Raw genomic sequence first — 21515 nt, forward strand, 5'->3', positions numbered from 1 at the left:
AAGTCGCTCGGCTGTGGGACGGCACGGGACCGGCCGGAGCCCTAGAGGAACCCCAGCCGGGACAGACCGCGGTGCACGCGGGCCCAGAAACCCGAACCCGGCCCGGGCAGCGCGGACACGGCGGACGAGGCCAGCCCCGCGGGGGCGTCCGCGAGCACCGTGTAGACGAAGCCGTTCGCCTGCCACATGCTCTGGTACTGGCCCGCGTCACCGCCGAAGATCGTGCCGTGTTGTGGTGTGACGCCGCTTCCCCCCGTCCCGGTTCCGGCGTATCCGTTCGGTTCTGTGGGGGAATGCTTGCTGCCCAGCTTCCCACGTTGGGTGAAAACCGACACCTGGGACAGACCGTCCGAGTAGACGGCGTGCACCACGCGGTGCCCGCCGTGCTCGGTGGACCGGGCGTCGACCAGCCGCAGGTTCCAGGCCAGGTACTCCGGGAGGGGCCACTCCTCCGCGCGCAGGTCCGCGCGCTCGGTGCGGGTGAGGGTGTCGCTCCAGGGGGAGTCTCCGAGCGCCTCCTCCGGCCAGTCCTCCTCCCCCAGTTCGAGCCCCGTGAGGCGGAAGCCGATCGCGTGCTCGCCGCCGGTGCCGTAGACGGTCCGGCCCAGGAGCAGGCCGGTGGCGGTGTCCACCCAGAACCGCCCGGCGACGGTGCCGTCGGCGTGCCTGGCCTCCACCAGGCGGGCCTCCCGGCCGTCCAGGCGGGCGGGGCCCGCGTCCGAGACGGCGTAGGTGTCGCCGAGCATGCTGAGCAGGCGGTCGTCCAACGACTCCAGGGCCGAGGACGCGTCCACCACCAGGGCGGACTCCTCGTCTCCGACGGGCGCCAGGGCGATGCCTTCGCCGGGCCTGTTCACCACGCGCACGCGCAGCGTCCGGCCCTCGGCGGACTGCCCGCCCTCCGTGTCCTCCGGTCCGGTGACCTCGCGCACGGCCGAGTAGGCGACCTCGTCCTCCGCTGCGGCGGCGCGGTGCAGCACCGACATCCCGTCGTCCTCCCCCTCGGCCGGGACGGCGGTGGGATGGGGGTGCGCGGCGGCCGTGAGCAGCAGCGCGCACAGCAGTGCCACGACGAGGATCGTGACCGGGGCGGAGCGCGCGGAGGAGGGTTCCTCCGCGCTCACCGGGTGGTTTCGGTGGGGCCGTGGGGGGCTTCGGCGGCGGTGGGCCGCGCGTCGACCACCGGGATGTTGCGGCTGGTCAACGCGTGCTCGACCGCGTAGTCGGCCAGGCGGGGCTCGACCACGGGCGTCTCCTCGGCCTCGCCCCCGGCCACGAACGCGCTGCCGAGCAGGGCCGTGGCCACGGCGAAGCCCGCGACGGCGTAGCGGCCGCCGGGGAAGGCCGGAAACAGGTGCGCGAGGCGGTCGCCGCGGCGGCGGCGCCCGGGCGCGGCGGCGCGCTCCGGCCGTGAGGGGGCCGGGCCGCCCGCGGCGGGCGGAGTGCCCCCCGCGGTCGGGGGCACGGCGGCCAGGGCGCCGCCGGGGAAGCCGCCCAGGGGGCGCGAGGAGCCCAGGGGCGGACTGCTGCCGAAGCCGGTTCCGCCGACGGAGGGGCCGGAGGGGCCCCGGTCCGAGGGTCCGTGGTCGCGGGACAGGCTGGTGAGCCGTCCCATGAAGTCCATGTCGGGCTCGGGCTCGCACAGGCCGTGCAGGCGCCGCTTGAGGCGGCGCATCATGTCGGCCTCGAAGCGGCACGACTCGCACTTGGCCAGGTGGATGAGGGCGCTCTCGTGGTCGACCGGGCCGAGCTCGCCGTCGACGAGCGCGGAGAGCCGCTCTCCGAGGTGGTCCATACTCACTCCGCCTCCCCGTTGATGACGTTTCCGCCGCTGCGCGCCTCGTTGTCGGCGGCCAGGGACCGCCGGTGCTCCAGGGCCCGGCGCAGCTGGGCCCGGCCCCGGTGGATCCGGCTGCGGACGGTGCCGAGCTTGACGTCGAGCGTCGCCGCGATCTCCTCGTAGGAGAGCCCCTCGATGTCGCACAGGACGACCGGGGCGCGGAACTCGGCGGGCAGCGCGTCCAGGGCGGACTGGATGTCGGCGTCGAAGTGCCGGTCGTCGTAGCGCTGCGCGGGGGAGGGCTCACGGCCCTCCAGGCGCTCGTCGGCGTTCTCGGCAAGGCCCTCGAAGCGGATGCGGGCCCGGCGGCGGGCCGTGTCGAGGAAGAGGTTGGTGGTGATGCGGTGCAGCCACCCCTCGAAGGTGCCGGGGGTGTAGTTGGCCAGCGAGCGGAAGACCCGGATGAAGACCTCCTGCGTGAGGTCCTCGGCGTCGTGCTTGTTGCCGGTCAGCCGGTAGGCGAGCCGGTACACGCGCGGGGAGTGGGTCCGCACGACCTCGTCCCAGCTCGGGGGTTCCCATGCCTCGAATTCCACGGCAGGGCCGGACTCTGGCACCGCTGCTCCCTTCATCCCGTCGATTCGCCGCCAGGTTGGTCAGGGGGAGTTTGCTTCGTGGCGATCAACGTACGTTCATCCCGTTTCAACGCCCGGGGACGTGGATTAAGTTCCCGCCACAACGCTCGGAGTTCGGTCCGGTTCAGGCTAGTCTTTTGCCAGGGACATGACCTGGCCGCGACCGACATTCTACGGTGGGTGACCACCCGCTGGTCAGAGCCCCACCAGACACGTGAACGCTGTGGGAGGCCGTTATCGCCAGCCCGGAGGAGACCGCGGCCCGGATCACCTGGGTCCGCGCCGAGCAGTCCCGGTTCGAGCAGGACGCCATGGAGGACGAGCCCCTGGCGGACGCCTACGAGGCGGGCAGCCGGTCGTCGGCCCCGCCGGTGGACGCGGCGACGGGCACGGCCCTGCGCTTCCTGGCCGCCTCCATCGGCGCCCGCTCCGTGGTGGAGATCGGCACCGGGTGCGGGGTTTCGGGGATCTGGCTGCTGCGGGGGATGGCCCCGGACGGGATCCTGACCACGGTGGACACCAACGCCGCCTACCAGGACTACGCGCGCTCGGCGTACTCCCGCGCCGGTTTCGGCCCCGGACGTGCCCGGCTGATCCGCGGGACGGCCCTGGACGTGCTGCCGAGGCTGACCGACGGCGGGTACGACCTGGTGTTCGTGGACGCCGACGCGGTGTCCTACCCCCTGTACATGGACGAGGCGCTGCGCCTGCTGCGCCGGGGCGGGATGGCGGTGTTCAACGGCGCCATGGTGGCCTCCAGCGAGCCGGACGGGCCGCTGCGCGTGCCCGACCCCCGCGAGACCGCCGTGCGCGAGGTGATCCGCCGCGTGCGGGAGGGGGAGGAGTTCATCCCCATGCTGATGCCGGTGGGCGAGGGACTGCTGGCCGCCATCCACCAGGAACCCGGCCGACGGTGATCAGCCGCGTCGACGGCACCGACCCAGCCGCCTTCGACTCCTGGTACGCGGCCGTGCGGGCGGCCTCGCTCGCCGACCGCGACCCCGGGGTGGTCCCGCTCCCCCACCCGGACTCCCTGCGCGCGGTGCTCCGCGGACGCGGGGGCGAACGGCGGGCCCTGGCCTACGCGGCCCACGGGGAGGACGGCGGGGTGGCGGGCGCGCTCCTGCTGGAGTTCGGGGACCGGGACAACCTGCACCTGGCCGAGGTCGACGTCAACGTGCCCGTCGCGACGCGGCGCCGCGGCCACGGAACCCGCCTGTGGGAGCACGCCGAGCGCGTCCTGGCCGAGGAGGGGCGCACGACCGCGCTGGGCGAGGTCCAGCTGCCCTCGGACCGCTCCTTCGAGGACTGGCCCGGCGTCCGCTTCGCGCTCGCGCGCGGGTTCGCGGCGGTCCACGAGGAGGACTACTACGTCCTGGAACTTCCGTTGGCCGCGCGGGTCCGCGAGGAGGTCGGCGCCGACGTGCTCGCCCTCGGGTCCCGTTACGAGCTGCTGACCTGGACGGACACGTGCCCGGAGGAGCTGCTGGCCGACTACGCGCGGCTGCGCACGCGGATGCAGGCCGACGTCCCGCTCGGGGATGCGGCCTTCGAGCGGGGGCTCTGGGACCCCGCGCGCGTGCGTGACCAGGAGGAGCGCCGCCGCGCCCAGCGGTACCGCACGCTGGTCTGCGCGGCCAGGGCCGCCACCGGCGGCCTGGCCGGGTACAGCGAGATCGCCCTGCCCGAGGGGGAGGGCTCGGCCTACCAGGAGGACACCCTGGTGGCGCCCGAGCACCGGGGCAACCGCCTGGGCTCGGCGCTGAAGCTGCGCAACCTGGAGACGCTGGCCGCGGAGTTCCCCGAGCGGGTCCAGGTCCGCACCTGGAACGCCCCGGACAACGCCCCCATGCGCCGGGTCAACCTGCGCCTGGGCTTTCGCCCGGTGGAGCGCATGCACGAGTTCCAGCGCGCCCTGCCGGGGTGAGGTCCCCCGCCGGGGCGGCAGGAACTCCCGGACCGGACCCGCTGGCCGGGCCGTCACCGGTGTGACGCACGGGCACCCGGCCCGGGGGCTCGGCTAGCGCTCGGCGAGCCAGCGCAGCAGCGTGCGCGTGGCGAAGGCGGTGCCGCCCTTGCTGAGCAGGCCGCTCTCCTTGGTCGACCGGCCGGGACCGGCGATGTCCAGGTGGGCCCAGGGCACGCCGCCGGTGAACTCGCGCAGGAACAGGGCGGCGTCGGTGGCGCCGGCCGGGCCGAACTCGCGACGGGTGCCGATGTTGGCCAGGTCCGCCACGCGGGACTCGGTGGTCTCGACGTACTCCTCGGTCAGCGGCATCCGCCACAGCGGCTCGCCGGAGGCCCGGCCCGCGGTCTCGATCTCGGCGGCCAGCGCGTCGTCGGTGCTGTACAGGGCGCCCGTGCCCGTACCGAGCGCGACCTTGGCCGCGCCGGTGAGCGTGGCCACGTCCACGAGCACGTCCGGGGCCAGCTCGGCGACCGCGTAACCCATGGCGTCGGCCAGGACCAGGCGGCCCTCGGCGTCGGAGTTGAGCACCTCGACGGTCGTGCCGCCGTAGGTGGTGAGCACGTCGCCGATGCGTGTGGCGTCGCCGCCGAAGGCGTTCTCGGCCAGGGCCAGCAGACCGGTCACCCGCACCGAGGCGCCCACGGCCGACAGCGCGGACAGCACGGCGAGCACGACCGCCGAGCCGCTCATGTCGGTCTTCATCAGCGACATGTTGTCGTTGGGCTTGAGCGAGAGGCCGCCGGTGTCGAAGGTGATGCCCTTGCCGACCAGCACCACGTGCGCGGTGGGGTTCTCGGGGGTGTAGGAGAGCTGCACCAGCCGGGAGGGGCGTGAGGAGCCCCGGCCGACGGCGAGGATCGCGCCGAAGCCGTCGCGCTCCAGCTCCGCCTCGTCCCAGACCCGCACCTGGAGGCCGGAGTCCGCGGCGACCTCGCTGGCGCGCGCGGCCATCCACGCGGGGTCCTTGACCATGGACGGGGTGTTGATGAGGTCGCGGGCCAGGGCGGTGGCCGCGGCCAGCCGGGTGCCGCGCTCCAGCGCGTCGGCGAGGTCCCCGGCGCCCGGGTCCACCACCTCGACCACCGGGGCGGGACGCTTGTCCGCCGGGGGTTCGGCGGTCTTGAGGCTGAAGGTGTAGGAGGCCAGGAGGGCGCCCTCGGCGAAGGCGGTGGCGGCGTCGCCGCCGACACCCGGCCAGGCCAGGGCGGCCCGCTCTCTTCCCCGGGCGGCCCGGGACAGGGCTGCGCCGGCCTTCCGGAGGTCGTCGGGGGAACCCGAACCGACCCCCAGAAGGGCCAGCCGTACCAGCCCCTGGTCCCGGGACACCGGGAACTGGGCCAGCTCACCGGGTTTCCCGGTGAGCGAGTAGTGCGCGAACAGATCGCCGAGCGGAGCCGGAAGCACCTGTGTCAGGCCGCCCTCGGCGACCCCTTCGACCTCCGCGGGTCCGCCGTCTCCCGAGAGGACGGGAAGGACCAGCAGGTCCGCGGTGGATTCGGCGAGGCTCCCCGAACGGGGCTGGATCTCCGTGGCGAATGGCACAGGCCGCTCACAATCGTTCGCTGTCATGGGGGTCTACGACCTCGGGGGGCCGTCGGGCGTTCCGGCCCGGGTGGGGGAGGGAAGAACGTGGTGCCGGACCTAGCCGACGACACCCTTGAGCGCGTCCCGGAGCTCGGTCGCCTCGGCCGGCGTCAGCTCGACGACCAGGCGTCCGCCCCCCTCCAGCGGGACCCGCATGATGATGCCGCGACCCTCCTTGGTGACCTCCATCGGCCCGTCGCTGGTCCTCGGCTTCATCGCCGCCATGCCATTCCCCTTTCTAGGTGTTTCCTCGCGGGTGACCGGGGCCGACCCACAGCACCGGCGCCGATCCGCTTGGCCCGTCTCGGCTCCGGAGCCGTAGGCCGGTTCCGCGTGACTCTCGCCCGTGTGGCTTGGGGGACGTGAATCACTCTCCGACCATTATCTCGGAGGTTGGCCCCCGTGTGTGCGCCGGTCGGCGGCCGGGCCGCCTCCGGCGGTTTCCACCAACGAGGAAACGTCGGTCAGTAAGGTTATATCGGTACTGGCCGAAACCCGGTGAGCGCACGGGGATCCGCGTCAGCCCCCGCCCGGGGGCGGTGGGCCGGACCCGACAGTCCGGCGACACCTGAACAACATCTCCGACCTGCGCTTTCGTCCCCACAGGGAATCCGGGCCCCGGGGGCCGCGGTCGGACGGATCCGGAACGGCACCGCCTCCAGGCGGTCGAACCGGCGCCCGGGGCGGGCGGCGATCCGGGCGACCGGATCAGCTCAGGGGACCCGTCGACGTCATCCGGGTGCCCTCGTCGGTGACCGAGGACCACTCCGCCCTCAGACCGCCGTCCGCGGCGGGCGCCAGGGTCAGCTCGGCCTCGTCGACGCAGCGGTCCTCGGGGTCGGCGGTCTCGGTGTAGGCGTAGACGCGCCGGTCGTTGTCGCCCGCGGACAGCACGAGCGTCCCCGAGCAGGCGAAGGTCGTCCAGGCGGTGCTGCCGCGCTCGGCGCCCTCCTCGATCCGCACCTCGGCGTGCCAGTCGGCGACGTGCTGGCCCTCGGTGTTCACCTGGACCATCTCGCCCGCCCAGGCTCCGACGAAGTCCTCCGCCGGGGCGACGGCCTCCTGCGCGGTCTCTTCGCCGTCGGCCAGCAGGGCCCACGCGGTGGCCCCTCCGCCGACCAGGAGGACGGCCAGCGCGGCCGCGCCCAGAACGGTGAACTGGCGGCGGCGCCTGCCGCTGTGCCGGGTCGACCGGGGCGGCGGCCACAGGGACAGCTGCACGGGGGAGGCGGCTGTCACGGAGGAAGCGGGCCCTTCGCGCCGATCGTCGGCTCCCGACTCCAGTTCGGCTGCTGTGTCCATCCTCGCCATCCTCAACGGTGATGCACCCGCTCCGGCGGAGCGGGGGGAACGCGGATACAGCGACCGAGGATAGAGCACCCGAACCCGCGGGTTTCGCCCGATAACCGCGCGGGGGCTGTGATGCACGGCATAGAAGAAGGCGAACGCCAGGTCAGCACGGTACCGCCAAACGTGACCCGCGCCACAGCTTTGGGTGCGGGGTCAGCGCTCGTCGCCGCGCGAGGGGGAGGCGTCGGAGGCGTCCGCGGTCCCGGAACCTCCCGCCGCCTCGGGGCGCTCCCCGGTCACGGCGGCCGTCGGGTCCCCCGGAGCCCCGGCCCCGTCGGAACCCTCCGCTCCCCCGGAGCCCGGGGCGGGCTCGGGGCTCCGGGGGAACCCGGGGTCCCCGGGGCCCTCCGAGCGCGCGGCGCCCTCCGCCTCCTCCCCGGTCTCCCGCTCGTCCGCGGCCTCCCGGGTGTCCTCGGCCTCGGCGCCCTCGATGACCTCGGTGGGCGCGGTGGCCCCTGTGACATCCATGGGCGCGGTGGTCCCCGCGGCACCGGCGGACGCGGAACCCCGGGCGGCGGAGTCCCCCGGTCCGGTCGGGCCCCCGGGCCGGAAGCCCGCGACCGCGGTGCTCCCGACCGCGGCGGGGCCGCGCGCGCCCTGCTCGGGGGCGTAGGCGTCGCCGGGCAGGTGCGCCCCGGGGATCGGGCCGGTGCCCTCCGGAACGTAGGACGGGTCCAGGCGCGACAGGCGCCACTCCAGGTCCTCGATGCGCTCCTCGCGCTCGCGCAGCGTGGCGGTGAGGCGCAGCAGCAGCTCGTCCACGGCGCGCACGTGGTAGCCCCACATGGCCAGGGGCAGCATCAGGCGGCCCAGGTCGAACGCCTTGACGGGCCGGTCTTCGGGCAGGGCGAGCGGGGGGTGGTCGGCCTCGAAGCGGGCGAGCTGGCCGCCCTTGCCCAGCACGATGTAGACGACGCCCACGAGGACGGCGAGCGCGGCGGCGGCGACGAGGACCATGATGAGAACAGGCACGGACACGATCGTGCCACACGCCGCCCGGGCCGGGTACGGCCCTCGCGCTCGGCCGGGGCCGCACCCGCCGCGCCGCCAGCGCCGGAACGGCGCACGGCCCGTACGCCGTGCGCCGTTCCCCCGTCGTCCCCCTACTGCTCCGGGCCGGGCTGCTCCTCCGACTGCACGTGCTGGCGGTGGATGTCCAGGTGGGACTTGCGGATGATGTCGACCACCTCGTCGAGGTCGTCGGTCACCTGGACCAGCTCCATGTCGTGCGACTTGATGAGCTGGTTCTCCAGCAGGCTGGAGCGGATCCAGTCCCGCATCCCGCCCCAGAACTCGGTGCCGACCAGCACGATCGGGAAGCGGGTGACCTTGTTGGTCTGCACGAGGGTGGCCGCCTCGAACAGCTCGTCCAGGGTGCCGAAGCCCCCGGGCAGGACCACGAACGCCTGGGAGTACTTCACGAACATCGTCTTGCGGACGAAGAAGTACCGGAAGGTCACCCCGATGTCGACGTAGTCGTTGAGCGACTGCTCGAACGGCAGCTCGATGCCGAGTCCGACCGACAGCCCGCCCGCCTGCTGGGCGCCCTTGTTGACCGCCTCCATCATCCCCGGACCGCCGCCGGTGATGGTGGCGTACCCGGCCTCCGCCAGCTTGGCGCCCATCTGGACGCCGATGTCGTAGTAGCGGTTGCCGGGGCGCAGACGGGCCGAGCCGAACACGCTCACCGCCGAGGGCAGCTCCGAGAGCAGGCCGAAGCCCTCCACGAACTCCGACTGGATGCGCAGCACCCGCCACGGGTCGGTGTGCACCCAGTCCGTGGGTCCCCGCTGGTCGAGGAGGCGCTGGTCGGTGGTGGTGTTGGGGATGGAGTCGCCCCGGTAGGTGAGGGGCCCTGCGCGTCGTACGGTCTCTTCTTCTTCCGTCATGACGTAAAGCTATCCGCGTGGAACCGGCTCACACCTGAACCACACGTTTCACGGGGGTGACCACCAACGGCCTTTTCGCCGCCCCGGCCGGTGTCGGGGCTGGTCAGGGATCCGTCGGCCGGGGCGCGGCGGGGGCTCAGCGGGCGCCCGACAACCAGGCGACCATGCGCTCCTCGGCCTCGTGGATGCGGGGGATCTCGGCGTACTCGTCCTTGGTGTGGGCGAGCGTCGGGTCGCCGGGGCCGTAGTTGACGGCGGGCACGCCCAGCTCGGAGAAGCGGGAGACGTCGGTCCAGCCGAGCTTGGCGCGGGCGCTGCCCTCCCCCACCGCGGTGACGAACGCCGCTGCCGAGGGCTCGTCCAGCCCGGGCCGGGCGGGGGCGGCGGCGTCGACCACGGCGAGCTCGAACCCGTCGAAGACCTCGCGCAGGTGCGCCTCGGCGTCGGCGACGGACAGGTCGGGGGCGAAGCGGTAGTTGACCCGGACCACGCACTCGTCGGGGATGACGTTGCCCGCGACCCCGCCCTCGATGGCCACGGCGTTGAGGCCCTCGTGGAAGCGCAGCCCCTCCACCTCGGGTTCGCGCGGGGTGTAGGCGCGCAGGACGTCCAGGACGGCTCCGGCGCCGTGGATGGCGTTCACGCCCATCCAGGAGCGGGCGCTGTGGGCGCGCTTGCCCCGGGTGGTGACCTCCACGCGCATGGTGCCCTGGCAGCCCCCCTCGATGACGCCGTCGGTGGGCTCCATGAGGACCGCGAAGTCCCCCGCCAGCCACTCGGGGTGGTTGCGGGCCAGGCGGAGCAGGCCGTTGCGGGAGGCGTCGACCTCCTCGTTGTCGTAGAAGACGTAGGTGACGTCGTGCACCGGCTCGGCGACCAGGGCGGCCAGCCTGAGCTGGACGGCGACACCGGCCTTCATGTCCGAGGTGCCGCACCCGTAGAGGCGGTCGCCGACGACGCGGGAGGGCACGTTGTCCACGATGGGGACGGTGTCGATGTGCCCGGCGATGACGACGCGGCGGGGGCGGCCCAGGTCGGTGCGGGCGACGACGGCGTCGCCGTCGCGGCTGACGCGCAGGTGGGGCAGGGCCGACAGGGCGCCCTCGACCGCGTCGGCGAGGACCTTCTCGTCGCCGCTCTCGGATCGGATGTCCACGAGGGCGGCGGTCAGGGCCGCGGCGTCCGAGGTCAGGTCAAGCATGTGTCGCCCCGTTTCGGTGAGGTCGGGAAGCCGTTGGGCCGGGGGTCCGCGCCCCCGGTGACTGTCGATACCCCAGTCTGGGGCAACCGGGGGACGGCGAGAACCAGCCCTGACGGACGACCGGGGCGCCCTCCCCGTGCGGAAGGGCGCCCCGGTCGGGTGCGGACGGGTCAGGCGTTGACGCCGTGCTCGCGGAGCAGGTCGTTGAGCGCGAGCTTGTCGTGCTCCTCGCCCTCCTTCAGGCGCCTGAGCACGAGCAGCACCGGCATGCCGAAGTCGCCGCCGGGGAAGCTCTTGGCGCGGTTGGCGGTGACGCACACCGACCAGGCCGGGGCCTCGCCGCGCGGCAGCTCCTCGCCGGTCTCGGCGTCGAACACGCGGGTGGAGGAGGTGAGGATGGTGCCCGCGCCGAGCTTGGCGCCCTTGCGCACGCGGGCGCCCTCGACGACCATGCTGCGGGAGCCGAGGAAGGCGTCGTCCTCGATGACCACCGGGGAGGCCTGCGGCGGTTCGAGGACGCCGCCGACGCCGACGCCGCCGGACAGGTGGACGTTCTCGCCGACCTGCGCGCAGGAGCCGACCGTGGCCCAGGTGTCGACCATCGTGCCGGAACCGACGTGGGCGCCGATGTTGGTGAAGGACGGCATCAGGACGACACCGGGGGCGAGGTAGGAGCCCCAGCGGGCGATCGCCCCGGCGACGACGCGGACGCCGTCGAAGCGGGTCTTGAGCGGCATGCGGTCGTGGTGGTAGAAGTCGCCGACGTGCGACTCCTTCATCTCCAGGACCTTGAAGCCGAGGAGGATGGAGCGCTTGGCGCGCTCGTCGACGACGACCTCGTCGGTGGAGGGGTCGACGAAGGCCACGCGGGCCTTGCCCTCGTCGATCTGGTCGATCGCGCCGATGATGGTCTCACGGGCCTCGGTGTGGCCGGGCGTGAGCTCGGCGCGGCTCTCCCAGAGTTCGTCGATGCGGTCGGGCAGCGGGCTGGAGTACGAGCTGGTCATGTGCACACACGTTAGCCGCTCGCTCCGGGTGCGGGGGCACCCCCTCCCCGAGGCGGCCGTCACCTTCGCGCACGACCCGACGCCCGCCCCGGCGGCGGCTACAATGCGGCCGTGGCGCCGCGTGCGCCCCCGCGCGACGCCCCCTGCCGGTGCGGAGCGCCCACCTGTCGCCGACCCTTGGTTCGCCCGTGCCCAGTAAGCGCCGGAGGCTCTCCGCCTTCGTCAAGATCCTGCTCTCCCTGGTCCTCGTCTGCGGCTCGCTCGTCGCCGGGGCCTACTACGTGCTGACCACGTTCGAGCCGATCGACACCACTCCCCCGCCCGAGCCCGGGTGCCGCCTGACGATGGCCGACGGCCGGTACTCGATGGAGAACGCCCAGGCCGCGAGCGCGGCCACGGTGGGAGGCGTGGCGTTCGGCCAGGACCTGCCCCCGGAGGCCGTGACGATCGCCTTCGCGACGGTGTGGCAGGAGTCGGCGTTCTACAACGTGGAGTACGGCGACCGGGACTCCCTGGGGCTGTTCCAGCAGCGGCCCTCGCAGGAGTGGGGCGACCCGGAGCAGATCCTGGACCCGGTGTACGCCAGCAGCTCGTTCTACGAGGAGCTGGTGGAGGTGGAGGGCTGGGAGTCCATCCCGGTCTACGAGGCGGCCCAGGCGGTGCAGCGCAGCGCCGACGGCTACGCCTACGACCAGCACGAGCGCCTGTCCACGCGGATGGCCGAGGTCTTCACCGGCGCGCAGGGGGCCGCGCTGACGTGCTGGTACGGCGCCGAGGGGCTGGCGGACCTGCGGTCGGGCGAGGCGGACGCGGACGCCGCCCTGGAGGAGATGGAGCGGGTGTTCGGCACCGCCCCGGCGGACCTGCCGCTGGACGGGGACGAGGAGCCGCGGACCGGTGACCTGGGCTGGGCGATGGCCCTGTGGGCGGTGGCCCACGCCGAGGAGTACGGGCTGACGTCGGTGTCCTACGACGGGCAGCGGTGGCGGGCCTCGGACGGCACCGGCGACTCCGAGGACTGGGCGGCGGCCGACGGGGGCGACACCGGGGGCGGCCTGGTCCTGGAGTGATCCGGGCCGGCCGCGGGCCGGGTCGGGTGGCGGACCGGCTCGGATGGTGGACCGCGGCACGGTCCCGCGCGCCGGTCTCCCGGCGGCCCGGGCGGGCAGGCGGGCACGCCGCATGGCACCGGGACGGGTGGGCCCCCGATACGACAAGGGGACCACACCCCCGCACGCGGCGGCCACCGCCTCCGCCCGCCTGTGGACGACCGGCGGGGCCGCCCGGACGGCGGCCCCGGCTCAGGCCAGGCGCTCGGCCGCGGCCTCGACCCGCTCGTCGGTGGCGGTGAACGCCACGCGCACGTGCCCGGCGCCCGCCGGGCCGTAGAAGTCCCCGGGAGCGACCAGCACGCCGCGTTCGGCCAGGTGGGCCACCGCGCCCCAGGCGTCGTGGTCGGGGTGGCTGGCCCACAGGTACAGCCCGGCGTCGGAGTGCTCGATGCGCCAGCCCGCGCCCTCCAGGGCCTCGCGCAGCCTGGCACGGCGGGACCGGTAGCGCTCCTTCTGCTCGGTGGCGTGCGCGTCGTCGTCCAGGGCGGCGCCCATGGCCGCCTGGACGGGCGCGGGGACGATCATCCCGGCGTGCTTGCGCACCGCCAGCAGCTCCTCGACCAGCGCGGGGTCCCCGGTGACGAAGGCCGCGCGGTACCCGGCCAGGTTGGAGCGCTTGGACAGCGAGTGCACGGCCAGCAGGTTGTCGTGGGAGCCGCCGCACACGTCCGGGTGCAGGATGGACACCGGTTCGGCGCCGTCCCAGCCCAGGTCGAGGTAGCACTCGTCGGAGGCCACGATCGCGCCGCGCTCGCGGGCCCACTCCACCACCTTGCGCAGGTGCGCGGTGCCCAGGACCCGGCCGGTCGGGTTGCTCGGCGAGTTCACCCACACCAGTCCGACGGGGGCGGGGCCGAGGGAGGTGAGGCCGTCGGAGGCCACCGGGGTGGCCCCGGCCACGCGCGCGCCGATGTCGTAGGTGGGGTAGGCCAGCTCGGGGTGGACGACCGTGTCGCCCGCGCCGAGGCCCAGGAGCGTGGGCAGCCAGGCCACGAGCTCCTTGGAGCCCACGGTGGGCAGGACGGCGCCCTCCGCCACGCGCACGCCGTGGCGGCGCTCCAGCCAGCCCGCGACGGAGGCGCGCAGCGCGGGCGTGCCCCAGGTCTGGGGGTAGCCGGGCGCGTCGGCGGCGTCGGCGAGGGCCTTGCGCAACAGGGCGGGCACCGGGTCCACGGGGGTGCCGACGGACAGGTCGACGATGCCGCCGGGGTGCTCGGCGGCCCTGCGCTTGTACGGCGCCAGCCGGTCCCACGGGAAGGTCGGGAGCCGCTTCGCCACGGGTCGCCGCTCGGCCATCGCACTTACTCCATCCAGGTCGGGTCTTTGCCACAGGTCACACGGGGCTACAGGGGGCCACAGGTCACACAGGAATCGCGCCGACCCCCGCCACGGGGGTCGGCGCGACACGTCGTCCACGCCGGGCCGGTCGGGCCCGCGCACCCTCTGCGCCATAGGGGTGCCGCGGGCGTCCTCCCCGGCTCGGGAGCGCCGGAACCCGCCCGGCGCGCCGCCGGGCTACTCGGCCTGCGGCGGCAGCTTGGCCACGAGCGGGTGGTCGCGGTCGATCTTGCCGACCTTGGAGGCGCCGCCCGGGGAGCCCAGGTCGTCGAAGAAGTCGACGTTGGCCTTGTAGAAGTCGGACCACTGCTCGGGGAGGTCGTCCTCGTAGTAGATGGCCTCCACCGGGCAGACAGGCTCACACGCACCGCAGTCAACGCACTCGTCCGGGTGGATATAGAGCATGCGGTCGCCCTCGTAGATGCAGTCCACGGGGCACTCGTCAATGCACGCCTTGTCCAGTACATCAACACAGGGCTGCGCGATGACGTAGGTCACGTCGTACTCCTTGTCTCACCCCCGCGTCCCACGGGGGAGGCGGGGATCTTCGCAGACTCCGGGCCGGGACCGGCGTGCGGGCGCCCTCGCCCCTGTTCCCGGGCTCTGCAAGCAATTGGCACAGATGTCGTACTCCTAGTATGACGGCGGAGAACACCCAGCGCACAATCGGGGGGCATTTCCTTGCACATGGGAGGACGTCTGGTCCACAGGATCTCTCCCGCCGACATCGGTCGGCGCGTCTCCGTACGAATACGCCTCCCCGAGGGCGGCTTCACCGATATCGTCGGTGTCGTGGAGTCCTGGGACGACGGTGTCCTCACCGTGCGCCGCCGTGACGGCTCCGCGGTGGAGGTCGCCGAGCCGACGATCGCCGCGAGCCGGGTCGTTCCCCCCGTACCCCCTCGCCGCCGCGGCGGAAACCCGCCGCGAACGCCCTGAACCCCGTGCGTTCCGGGTTCCACGGAGTGAGGCGGCGTCCGCCCGGCGGGCGTCGCGAGGCGTGCAGGTCGCGCCTGGACAGTGGCATTCTTCGGGCCCTGCGGGGTAGAAAACGCACAGTTCCGCAGCGGGTCCAGCCAGTCCGCCGGGGAACCGACAACGAAGCATCGCGCCCCCCGGCGGCACATCCACGCGGAACGGGCGCCGGTACGCGGGGAGGTGGTGAGCGCCCGTCATGCGCGAAGCAGTAGCGTCCGCCCTCGCCGAGCTGGCACGCCGGGACGAGCGGGCGGCCGACATGGCCCGGTCGGCCCTGGACACGCTGGCTCCGGAGCAGGAGATCGAGAGGCTCAACCAGCACGCCGTCCAGCGGTTCTGCTGGTTCGAGCTACCGGTCCGCTTCCACGACCGCGCCGAGGACCGGCTGTTCGCGGTCCGCGCCCTGGGCAACCTCTTCGCCCTCCTCCAGCTGCACCGGTACGCGCAGATCTGCTCGGCGCCGGAGACCGCGGCCCTGCTCACCGTCTACGAAGGCGACCACGCCGCGGGCCTGGCGATGTACGAGCGGCTCATGTGGGAGTCGGGCGTGGAGCCGCCGGACCTGCCCGAGCTGACCTGGGGGACGGCGGTCGGCGACGCCGAGATCCTGGCCCGCGACGAGACCGCGTCGGCGCTGGAGCTGGCGATCACCCTGGGCGACGTGCGCCCCGGCAAGCGCGGATGGCGGCCCGCCCAGGAGCGGTTCGCCCGGTCGTTCCTCACCCAGCCGGACAACCGGGGGCTGAGCCACCTGGACCGGATCCGCGAGGAGCGGGTGCGGGCCTGGTTGAGCTCGTCCGCGCACCCGCACCGCCAGCGCCTGTGGCCGCTGGTGGGCCAGATCATCGCGGGCGCCGACGTGCCGCGCGGGGCCGAGGCCGCGATGGCGCCGCTCCAGCGGCTGCTGGACCTGGCCGCGGAGGGGATCGCGCTCACCCAGATCGGCTACATCTCGCCGGGCGTGGTGCGCCAGATGTGCGAGGACTTCGGGTGGCGGACCACCCCCGAGCCGCCGCGCAGCGAGACCGACGCCACCCAGCTCATCGCCCTGCACCAGGCGCTGCGGGGCATGCGCGCGGTGCGCCGGTCGGGCCGCCGCCTGGTCCTGACGCGGCGCGGGCGCCAGCTGCGGGAGGACCCCGAGGCGCTGTGGCAGGCGGCCACCGAGACCCTGTGCCGCACCGGGGGCCTGGACCAGGCCGCGGCGGAGACGCTGCTGGGCATGCTGCTGGCGCGCACCCCGCAGGGCAGCGGTTCGCACGCGCGTCGCGGCGAGTCGGACGTGGAGGCGGCCGAGAGGGCGCTGACCGAGTCGGGGTGGGTCCCGGCGGAGCCCCCGGCTCCCTCGGGCAGGCACGCCGCGTCGCACCGGCGCACCGCGGAGGCCGCCTCGGACCAGGTGCGCGCGCTGGTGATGGCGGTGAGCTGGCTGCTGGAGACCCTGGGCCTGCTCACCGACGACGACGGAGCCGGACGCCGGGAGCTGACCGCGCCGGGGCGGGCGTTCGCGATCGCCTGCCTGCACCAGTCGGCGGTGGCGCCCCGGGCCGTGGTCTGACAGGCGGGCTGTGGTCTGACAGGCGGGCCGTGGCGTGCTCTGGCCGGTGGGCCGTCTCCCGGCGCGTCCCTCATCGGCCACCCGCTGCGAAGGGGTGCGGACCAGGGCCTAACCTGGAGCGCGAACCATCCGAGACCAGCAGGAGCACCATGCCCGCGCCCGAGCCGCCGCGCAAGGCGGAGACGACCGACGTGCCCGAGGCCGGCGGGGCAGTCGCCGACCCGTGGGAGCAGATGCCCGAGGACGCCCTCAACCGGCCGGACCTGGGGGAGGACACCGGGGGCCCCGGCGGGGCCGGGGACTCCGGGACCGGCGCCCGGCCGCTGGACGCCGCGGGGACGAAGGACGCGGGACCCGCGTCCGCGCGCCCGGACGCCTCCGGGGACGCCGACCCGGACGCCTCCCGGGGCGGCCCCGACGCCGCGCGCTCCGGGAGCTGGGCGGACTTCCTGCCCAGCCCGGTGTTCGTGCTGCTGCTGGGCCTGGCGGGGTTCGCGGGCTGGCTGTCGTGGACCGCCGCGGAGCTGGAGTGGGCCGCCGAGGGCACCAGCGTCACCCCGCTGGTCCCGCCGCTGTTCATCCTGCTCTGCTGGATCGTCTCCCTGGCCGTGCACGAGTTCGCGCACGCGCTCGCCGCCTACCTGGCCGGTGACCGCTCCCTGCGCGGCAGCGCCTACCTGCGGCTCAACCCGTTCGCCTACCGGCATGCCTTCGCCGGGCTGGTCCTGCCCTCGGCCTACCTGGGCCTGGGCGCCTTCGGCATGACCGGTCCGCCCACCTACGTGGACTGGGACCGCATCCCGTCCCGGGGCCGCCGCGTCCTGGTGGCACTCGCAGGACCGCTGGCCAGCCTCCTGGTGGCCGCCGCGTTCGCGGTCACCGTGTCCGTTCTGGTCCCCCCGGGCAACGACACCACCAACTGGGCGATCTCGGCGATGGCCTTCCTGTGCTTCGCGAACCTGACGGCCGCCCTGATCAACCTGCTGCCCGTCCCCGGCCTGGACGGCTTCGAGGTGCTGGCCGCCTGGACGCGCGGGAAGTGGGTCACCGCGGCCCGCGCCAACGCGCTGTTCGGCTCGGTGGCCGTGTTCGCGGTCCTGTGGTTCCCGGGCCTGAACGACCTGCTGGTGAACGCGGTGTACGGCCTGTTCGACCTGGTGCTGCCCAACCCGGTGTTCCGCGGCATCGCCTTCTACGGCGAGCTGCTCCTCCAGTTCTGGGCCTGACCGGGACCGGAGCCGCGGGGGCCCGTGAGGCGTGCGCCTCACGGGCCCCCGCCTTTGGCGGCCGCGCCCCTAGCCCTCGCGCCAGGGACGCGCCTTCGCGGAGGGCCGCGCCCGCCGGTAGCCCCCGGCGGCGGACGGCGCGTCGGCTCCGGGCGCCCCGGTCCCCGGAGAACCGGGCGGCGGGGAGAACGACCAGCTGCGGATCACGGCGAACACCAGCGCGAGCATCACCCCGAAGAGGTACGCGTTGTGCATGATGTGGTTCGTGAGCACGATGTCGCCGCCGGGCATGTAGCCGATCATCCCGATCAGCGCGGCCAGGTAGCCGAGCGCGAAGGCCGCCGCCCCCGAGGTGCGGCGGCTGCCCCACGCGCACAGGCGGCACGCGGCGTACAGCAGCACCAGGAAGGCCAGCAGTCCGACCGCGCTCACGGCCTGGACCGTCGCTCCCCCGTCCCAGTAGCGGGTCAGCCAGCCCGCGCCGGTGGTGCCGAGCATGCTCGCCGCGGCGCCGAGCAGCAGCAGGACCACGAGGGTCGTCCCGGTCAGCACCGGCGACAGGAACCCGGCGGAGGACTCGCCCTCGGCGGGCACTGCGGTCTCAGGTGTGGTGGTCACAGCGACGAGGGTAGACGCTCGCTCCCACCGGTCGCGGTCACAGCCCCGCGAACAGGTCGGTCTCGTACTCCCCGTGCTGGATGCGCGGCGTCGGCCCCACCAGCAGGGTGAAGTACTCCACGGCGTCGATCTCCTGGGCGATGCCGTTGGACAGGGCGAAGCGCTCGCCCTCCACCGTGATCTGCGTGGCGTGGGCGCGCATCGCGAGCGCCTTGGCCGCCCAGTGGTCGGTGGCGTCCACGCGGGTGGTCACCGCCGTCTCGGGGGTGCCCCGGGCGATGTCGGACACCCGGGCGGGCGGGGTGAAGGAGCCGGACTCCTCACGCAGCCGCGCGATGGACTCCTCGATGCGCGAGACCGGCTGGGCGATCGCGTAGAGCTTGCGTACCTGCCAGGGCGTGCCGGGCATGGCCCGCTCCCCCGCCCGGAGGAAGGCCCGACGCGCGACCCTGTGCGCCTGGATGTGGTCGGGGTGCCCGTAGCCGCCGTGCTCGTCGTAGCTGACCAGCACGTGCGGGCGGACCTCGCGGATGACCTGCGCCAGGAGCGTGGCGGCCTCCTCCACGTCCGCGCCCCAGAACGCCCGGGGGTGCTCGTTGGTCGGCGCGCCCATCATCCCCGAGTCCCGGTAGCGGCCGGGGCCGCCCAGGAAACGGTGGTCGCGCACGCCGAGCGCCAGACAGGCCTTGTCCAGCTCGCCGATCCGGTGCTCGCCGAGGGTGCCCTCGCGGTCGGAGGTCAGGTGCGCGAGGTCGTCGGGGATGACCTCGCCCTCCTCCCCCAGCGTGCAGGTCACCAGGGTCACACCGGCTCCCTCGGCCGCGTACTTGGCCAGGGTGGCTCCGGTGACGATGCTCTCGTCGTCGGGGTGCGCGTGCACCATCATCAGTCGCCTGTCAGTCACGTAGCGAACGATACCGGTCGCATCCGCCCGCCACCTCCCGCGTCGCACGCCTCACGGGGGCGTCGGGCCGCCGTCCGGCTCCCCGTGCGGGTGCGGCATGGGACACAATCGGCCTATGAGCTTTCCTCGCCAACAGGCCCGCACGCAGCGCTTCTCGATCGGTGTCCCCCGCGCGTTCCAGATCTCACCGGACGGACGGCGCGTCGCCTTCCTCCGGGGGCGCGACGGGGTGGACAAGGCCACCTGCCTGTGGGTGCACGACACGGAAGGGGCGGGAACGGACACGGTGGTCGCCGACCCCCGCTCCCTGGGCGCCGACGACGAGAACCTTCCGCCCGAGGAACGGGCCCGCCGCGAGCGGCTGCGCGAGAGCGGCGGCGGGATCGTGTCGTACTCGGTGGACGAGGCGTTCACCCGCGCGGTGTTCACCCTGTCCGGACGGCTGTTCTACGTCGACCTGGTCGGCGACGACACCGCTCCGCGCGAACTGCCCGCCGCCACCCCCGTCGTGGACCCGCGCATCAGCCCGGCGGGTGACCGGGTCGCCTACGTCAGCGGCGGCGCGGTGCGCGTCCTGGACATCACCGCCGCCGAACCGGACCACGGCGACCGCCCGGTGGTCGAACCGGACGGCCCCGACGTCACGTGGGGCCTGGCCGAGCTGGTGGCCGCCGAGGAGATGGGGCGCTACCGGGGCTTCTGGTGGGCTCCGGACGGCTCCGCGCTCGCCGTCGCGCGCGTGGACGAGTCCGGGGTGAACACCTGGTACGTCTCCGACCCCGGCAACCCCGCCCAGGAGCCGACGGCCCTGCGCTACCCGCCCGCGGGCGGCGCCAACGCCGACGTGCGCCTGGCCGTGTTCCGGGTCGGCCCGCGCGGGGACGGGCGGCCCGAACCGGTCTGGGTCGAGTGGGACCGCGAGGCCCTGCCCTATCTGGCCACGGTCGGGTGGACGACCGGGCCGGACGGCACACCGACCGTGGTGTTCACCGCGCAGAGCCGCGACCAGCGCACGCTGACCCTGTTCAGCGCCGATCCCGCGACCGGCCTGGTGGTGGAGTCGCGCACCGAGTCCGACGGCGTGTGGGTCGAGCTGATGCCGGGCGTGCCCGCCTTCACCGGTGCGGGCGACCTGGTGTGGATCGGCCGCGAGGCCGGGGGCGAGCGCCGGGTCTACGTCGGCGACGCCCCGGTCAGCCCCCCGGACGTGTACGTGCGCGGCGTGGTGGACGTGGACGGCGACCGGCTCCTGTACTCGGGGTCGCCCGCCGGGAGCCCCGGGGACGTGTCGCTGTGGCTGGTCGAGCTGGGCACGGGCCTGGCCGCGCCGGTGGAGGTGCCCGGGCACGGGTGCAGCAGGTCCGCGGACTCGGGCGCGCACAGCGGTCTGCGCTCGGGGCGGCTGCGCGGTGACACGCTGGTGGTGCAGCACCGGTCGATGGACTTCCCGGGCGCGCACACGGTGGTGCTGCGCGGCGCCGGTACCGAGACGCGCCGGTCCTGCTCGGAGATCGAGAGCCTGGCCGAGGCCCCGGACCTGCCGGAGCCGCGCGTGGAGTTCTGGCGCGCCGGTGAGCGCCGTATCCCGAGCGCCCTGGTGCTGCCGTCCTGGTACCGGGAGGGGCTGCGTCCGCTGCCGGTGCTGATGGCGCCCTACGGCGGCCCGCACGCCCAGCGGGTGCTCAACGCGCGCGGGGCGTACCTGACCGCCCAGTGGTACGCCGAACAGGGGTTCGCGGTGCTGATCGCGGACGGCCGGGGCACCCCGGGCCTCGGGGTGGAGTGGGAGCAGAGCGTCCACCTCGACCTGGCCGCGCCGGTCCTGGAGGACCAGGTGGCGGCGCTGGAGGACGCGGCGGAGCGGTTCGACTTCCTGGACGTGTCGCGGGTGGGCATCCACGGCTGGTCGTTCGGCGGCTACCTGGCGGCGCTGGCGGTGCTGCGCCGCCCGGACGTGTTCCACGCGGCGGTGGCGGGCGCGCCGGTCATCGACTGGGAGCTGTACGACACCCACTACACCGAGCGCTACCTGGGCACCCCCGGGGACGAGCCGGAGGCCTACGGGCGCAGCTCGCTCCTGGCGGAGGCGGCCAAGCTGGAGCGCCCGCTGATGATGATCCACGGACTGGCGGACGACAACGTGGCCTTCGCGCACACGCAGCGGATGTCGTCGGCGCTGATGGCGGCGGGGCGCCCGCACACGGTGCTGCCGCTGTCGGGGGTGACGCACTCGCCCTCGGACCCGACGGTCGCGGAGAACCTGATGCTGCTCCAGGTGGAGTTCCTCAAGGAGAACCTGCGCGGCGAGGGGTAGCGCCCGTCCCGCCCCGGTGCCGCGCGCGAGGGCACGGCACCGGGGCGGGTTC

General features: G+C 74.2%; 20 protein-coding genes and 1 pseudogene. 7 read left to right on the forward strand and 14 right to left on the reverse strand.

The features are described 5' to 3' along the window. Positions 1-41: 41 nt before the first annotated feature. From UIS43_RS13125 to sigE, 3 genes are read right to left on the reverse strand one after another with little or no spacing between them, the layout of a single operon-like run. Positions 42-1124, reverse strand: coding sequence for a transcriptional regulator (locus tag UIS43_RS13125; RefSeq protein ID WP_071622711.1), 1083 nt, complete (start codon positions 1122-1124; stop codon positions 42-44). Next, positions 1121-1795, reverse strand: coding sequence for an anti-sigma factor (locus tag UIS43_RS13130; RefSeq protein ID WP_013154894.1), 675 nt, complete (start codon positions 1793-1795; stop codon positions 1121-1123). The genes UIS43_RS13125 and UIS43_RS13130 overlap by 4 nt, the downstream gene beginning before the upstream one ends. A gap of 2 nt (positions 1796-1797) precedes the next feature. Then, a complete protein-coding gene (gene sigE / locus UIS43_RS13135; RefSeq protein ID WP_013154895.1) occupies positions 1798-2412 on the reverse strand; it encodes an RNA polymerase sigma factor SigE in 615 nt (204 codons plus the stop codon). 314 nt (positions 2413-2726) lie between these two features. On the opposite strand from sigE, the gene UIS43_RS13140 reads away from it, so the two are divergent. Further along, positions 2727-3332, forward strand: a complete 606-nt coding sequence (locus tag UIS43_RS13140) for an O-methyltransferase (RefSeq protein ID WP_013154896.1) — start codon at positions 2727-2729, stop codon at positions 3330-3332. Further along, on the forward strand, positions 3329-4342 hold the full coding sequence (locus tag UIS43_RS13145) for a GNAT family N-acetyltransferase (RefSeq protein ID WP_071622712.1): 1014 nt from the start codon (positions 3329-3331) through the stop codon (positions 4340-4342). The genes UIS43_RS13140 and UIS43_RS13145 overlap by 4 nt, the downstream gene beginning before the upstream one ends. Before the next feature lie 93 nt (positions 4343-4435). Here UIS43_RS13145 and UIS43_RS13150 read toward each other — a convergent pair whose 3' ends face one another. The 7 genes and pseudogenes from UIS43_RS13150 to UIS43_RS13180 all read right to left on the reverse strand — a co-directional run bounded on the left by UIS43_RS13150 (position 4436) and on the right by UIS43_RS13180 (position 11415). Further along, a complete protein-coding gene (locus tag UIS43_RS13150) occupies positions 4436-5926 on the reverse strand; it encodes a leucyl aminopeptidase (protein ID WP_358454264.1) in 1491 nt (496 codons plus the stop codon). Positions 5927-6025: 99 nt separating this feature from the next. Beyond that, positions 6026-6193 carry a DUF3117 domain-containing protein gene (locus tag UIS43_RS13155; RefSeq protein WP_013154899.1) on the reverse strand — a complete coding sequence of 56 codons (168 nt, stop codon included), beginning with the start codon at positions 6191-6193 and terminating at the stop codon, positions 6026-6028. Positions 6194-6676: 483 nt separating this feature from the next. Further along, the gene (locus UIS43_RS13160; RefSeq protein ID WP_071622713.1) at positions 6677-7270 is read right to left on the reverse strand and encodes a hypothetical protein; all 594 of its coding nucleotides are present in this window, start codon (positions 7268-7270) and stop codon (positions 6677-6679) included. A gap of 659 nt (positions 7271-7929) precedes the next feature. Further along, positions 7930-8290: pseudogene (locus UIS43_RS13165) on the reverse strand (hypothetical protein); the annotation flags it as partial. Between the two features lie 131 nt (positions 8291-8421). After that, positions 8422-9207 carry a TIGR00730 family Rossman fold protein gene (locus UIS43_RS13170; protein WP_013154902.1) on the reverse strand — a complete coding sequence of 262 codons (786 nt, stop codon included), beginning with the start codon at positions 9205-9207 and terminating at the stop codon, positions 8422-8424. 136 nt (positions 9208-9343) lie between these two features. After that, the gene (gene dapE, locus UIS43_RS13175; RefSeq protein ID WP_071622714.1) at positions 9344-10408 is read right to left on the reverse strand and encodes a succinyl-diaminopimelate desuccinylase; all 1065 of its coding nucleotides are present in this window, start codon (positions 10406-10408) and stop codon (positions 9344-9346) included. A 170-nt stretch (positions 10409-10578) separates the two neighbouring features. Continuing rightward, on the reverse strand, positions 10579-11415 hold the full coding sequence (locus UIS43_RS13180; protein WP_013154904.1) for a 2,3,4,5-tetrahydropyridine-2,6-dicarboxylate N-succinyltransferase: 837 nt from the start codon (positions 11413-11415) through the stop codon (positions 10579-10581). A gap of 188 nt (positions 11416-11603) precedes the next feature. On the opposite strand from UIS43_RS13180, the gene UIS43_RS13185 reads away from it, so the two are divergent. Further along, positions 11604-12485 carry a hypothetical protein gene (locus UIS43_RS13185; RefSeq protein ID WP_013154905.1) on the forward strand — a complete coding sequence of 294 codons (882 nt, stop codon included), beginning with the start codon at positions 11604-11606 and terminating at the stop codon, positions 12483-12485. Between the two features lie 231 nt (positions 12486-12716). Here the strand turns inward: UIS43_RS13185 and dapC are convergent, their stop codons facing one another. Continuing rightward, complete coding sequence (dapC, locus tag UIS43_RS13190) at positions 12717-13823, reverse strand: succinyldiaminopimelate transaminase (RefSeq protein ID WP_013154906.1); 1107 nt, start codon at positions 13821-13823, stop codon at positions 12717-12719. A gap of 219 nt (positions 13824-14042) precedes the next feature. Next, the gene (fdxA, locus tag UIS43_RS13195) at positions 14043-14363 is read right to left on the reverse strand and encodes a ferredoxin (protein WP_013154907.1); all 321 of its coding nucleotides are present in this window, start codon (positions 14361-14363) and stop codon (positions 14043-14045) included. 183 nt (positions 14364-14546) lie between these two features. On the opposite strand from fdxA, the gene UIS43_RS13200 reads away from it, so the two are divergent. The 3 genes from UIS43_RS13200 (at position 14547) to UIS43_RS13210 (ending at position 17627) form a co-directional block, all read left to right on the forward strand. Continuing rightward, a complete protein-coding gene (locus UIS43_RS13200; protein WP_081461760.1) occupies positions 14547-14804 on the forward strand; it encodes a hypothetical protein in 258 nt (85 codons plus the stop codon). A 235-nt stretch (positions 14805-15039) separates the two neighbouring features. Beyond that, the gene (locus tag UIS43_RS13205; protein ID WP_013154909.1) at positions 15040-16401 is read left to right on the forward strand and encodes a hypothetical protein; all 1362 of its coding nucleotides are present in this window, start codon (positions 15040-15042) and stop codon (positions 16399-16401) included. 149 nt (positions 16402-16550) lie between these two features. Further along, on the forward strand, positions 16551-17627 hold the full coding sequence (locus UIS43_RS13210; protein ID WP_071622716.1) for a site-2 protease family protein: 1077 nt from the start codon (positions 16551-16553) through the stop codon (positions 17625-17627). A 69-nt stretch (positions 17628-17696) separates the two neighbouring features. Here UIS43_RS13210 and UIS43_RS13215 read toward each other — a convergent pair whose 3' ends face one another. Continuing rightward, positions 17697-18245: a hypothetical protein gene (locus UIS43_RS13215; protein ID WP_358169050.1), complete on the reverse strand. Its 549-nt coding sequence runs from the start codon at positions 18243-18245 to the stop codon at positions 17697-17699. 37 nt (positions 18246-18282) lie between these two features. Then, positions 18283-19149, reverse strand: coding sequence for an N-acetyl-1-D-myo-inositol-2-amino-2-deoxy-alpha-D-glucopyranoside deacetylase (mshB, locus tag UIS43_RS13220; protein WP_370013191.1), 867 nt, complete (start codon positions 19147-19149; stop codon positions 18283-18285). A gap of 115 nt (positions 19150-19264) precedes the next feature. On the opposite strand from mshB, the gene UIS43_RS13225 reads away from it, so the two are divergent. Further along, entirely contained in the window at positions 19265-21463 is a 2199-nt protein-coding gene (locus UIS43_RS13225; RefSeq protein WP_370013192.1) for a prolyl oligopeptidase family serine peptidase, read from the forward strand. Positions 21464-21515: the final 52 nt, after the last annotated feature.

It is taken from the genome of Nocardiopsis sp. LDBS0036 (assembly GCF_041228755.1).
Taxonomy (GTDB): Bacteria; Actinomycetota; Actinomycetes; order Streptosporangiales; family Streptosporangiaceae; genus Nocardiopsis; species Nocardiopsis dassonvillei.

What these genes read in the sequence shown, in the direction of transcription:
- UIS43_RS13130 (WP_013154894.1), bottom strand. Translation starts at nt 1,795, where the DNA reads ATGGACCACCTCGGAGAGCGGCTCTCCGCGCTCGTCGACGGCGAGCTC.
- sigE (WP_013154895.1), bottom strand. Translation starts at nt 2,412, where the DNA reads ATGAAGGGAGCAGCGGTGCCAGAGTCCGGCCCTGCCGTGGAATTCGAG.
- UIS43_RS13140 (WP_013154896.1), top strand. Translation starts at nt 2,727, where the DNA reads ATGGAGGACGAGCCCCTGGCGGACGCCTACGAGGCGGGCAGCCGGTCG.
- UIS43_RS13155 (WP_013154899.1), bottom strand. Translation starts at nt 6,193, where the DNA reads ATGGCGGCGATGAAGCCGAGGACCAGCGACGGGCCGATGGAGGTCACC.
- UIS43_RS13160 (WP_071622713.1), bottom strand. Translation starts at nt 7,270, where the DNA reads ATGGACACAGCAGCCGAACTGGAGTCGGGAGCCGACGATCGGCGCGAA.
- UIS43_RS13170 (WP_013154902.1), bottom strand. Translation starts at nt 9,207, where the DNA reads ATGACGGAAGAAGAAGAGACCGTACGACGCGCAGGGCCCCTCACCTAC.
- dapE (WP_071622714.1), bottom strand. Translation starts at nt 10,408, where the DNA reads ATGCTTGACCTGACCTCGGACGCCGCGGCCCTGACCGCCGCCCTCGTG.
- UIS43_RS13180 (WP_013154904.1), bottom strand. Translation starts at nt 11,415, where the DNA reads ATGACCAGCTCGTACTCCAGCCCGCTGCCCGACCGCATCGACGAACTC.
- dapC (WP_013154906.1), bottom strand. Translation starts at nt 13,823, where the DNA reads ATGGCCGAGCGGCGACCCGTGGCGAAGCGGCTCCCGACCTTCCCGTGG.
- UIS43_RS13205 (WP_013154909.1), top strand. Translation starts at nt 15,040, where the DNA reads ATGCGCGAAGCAGTAGCGTCCGCCCTCGCCGAGCTGGCACGCCGGGAC.
- UIS43_RS13210 (WP_071622716.1), top strand. Translation starts at nt 16,551, where the DNA reads ATGCCCGCGCCCGAGCCGCCGCGCAAGGCGGAGACGACCGACGTGCCC.
- UIS43_RS13225 (WP_370013192.1), top strand. Translation starts at nt 19,265, where the DNA reads ATGAGCTTTCCTCGCCAACAGGCCCGCACGCAGCGCTTCTCGATCGGT.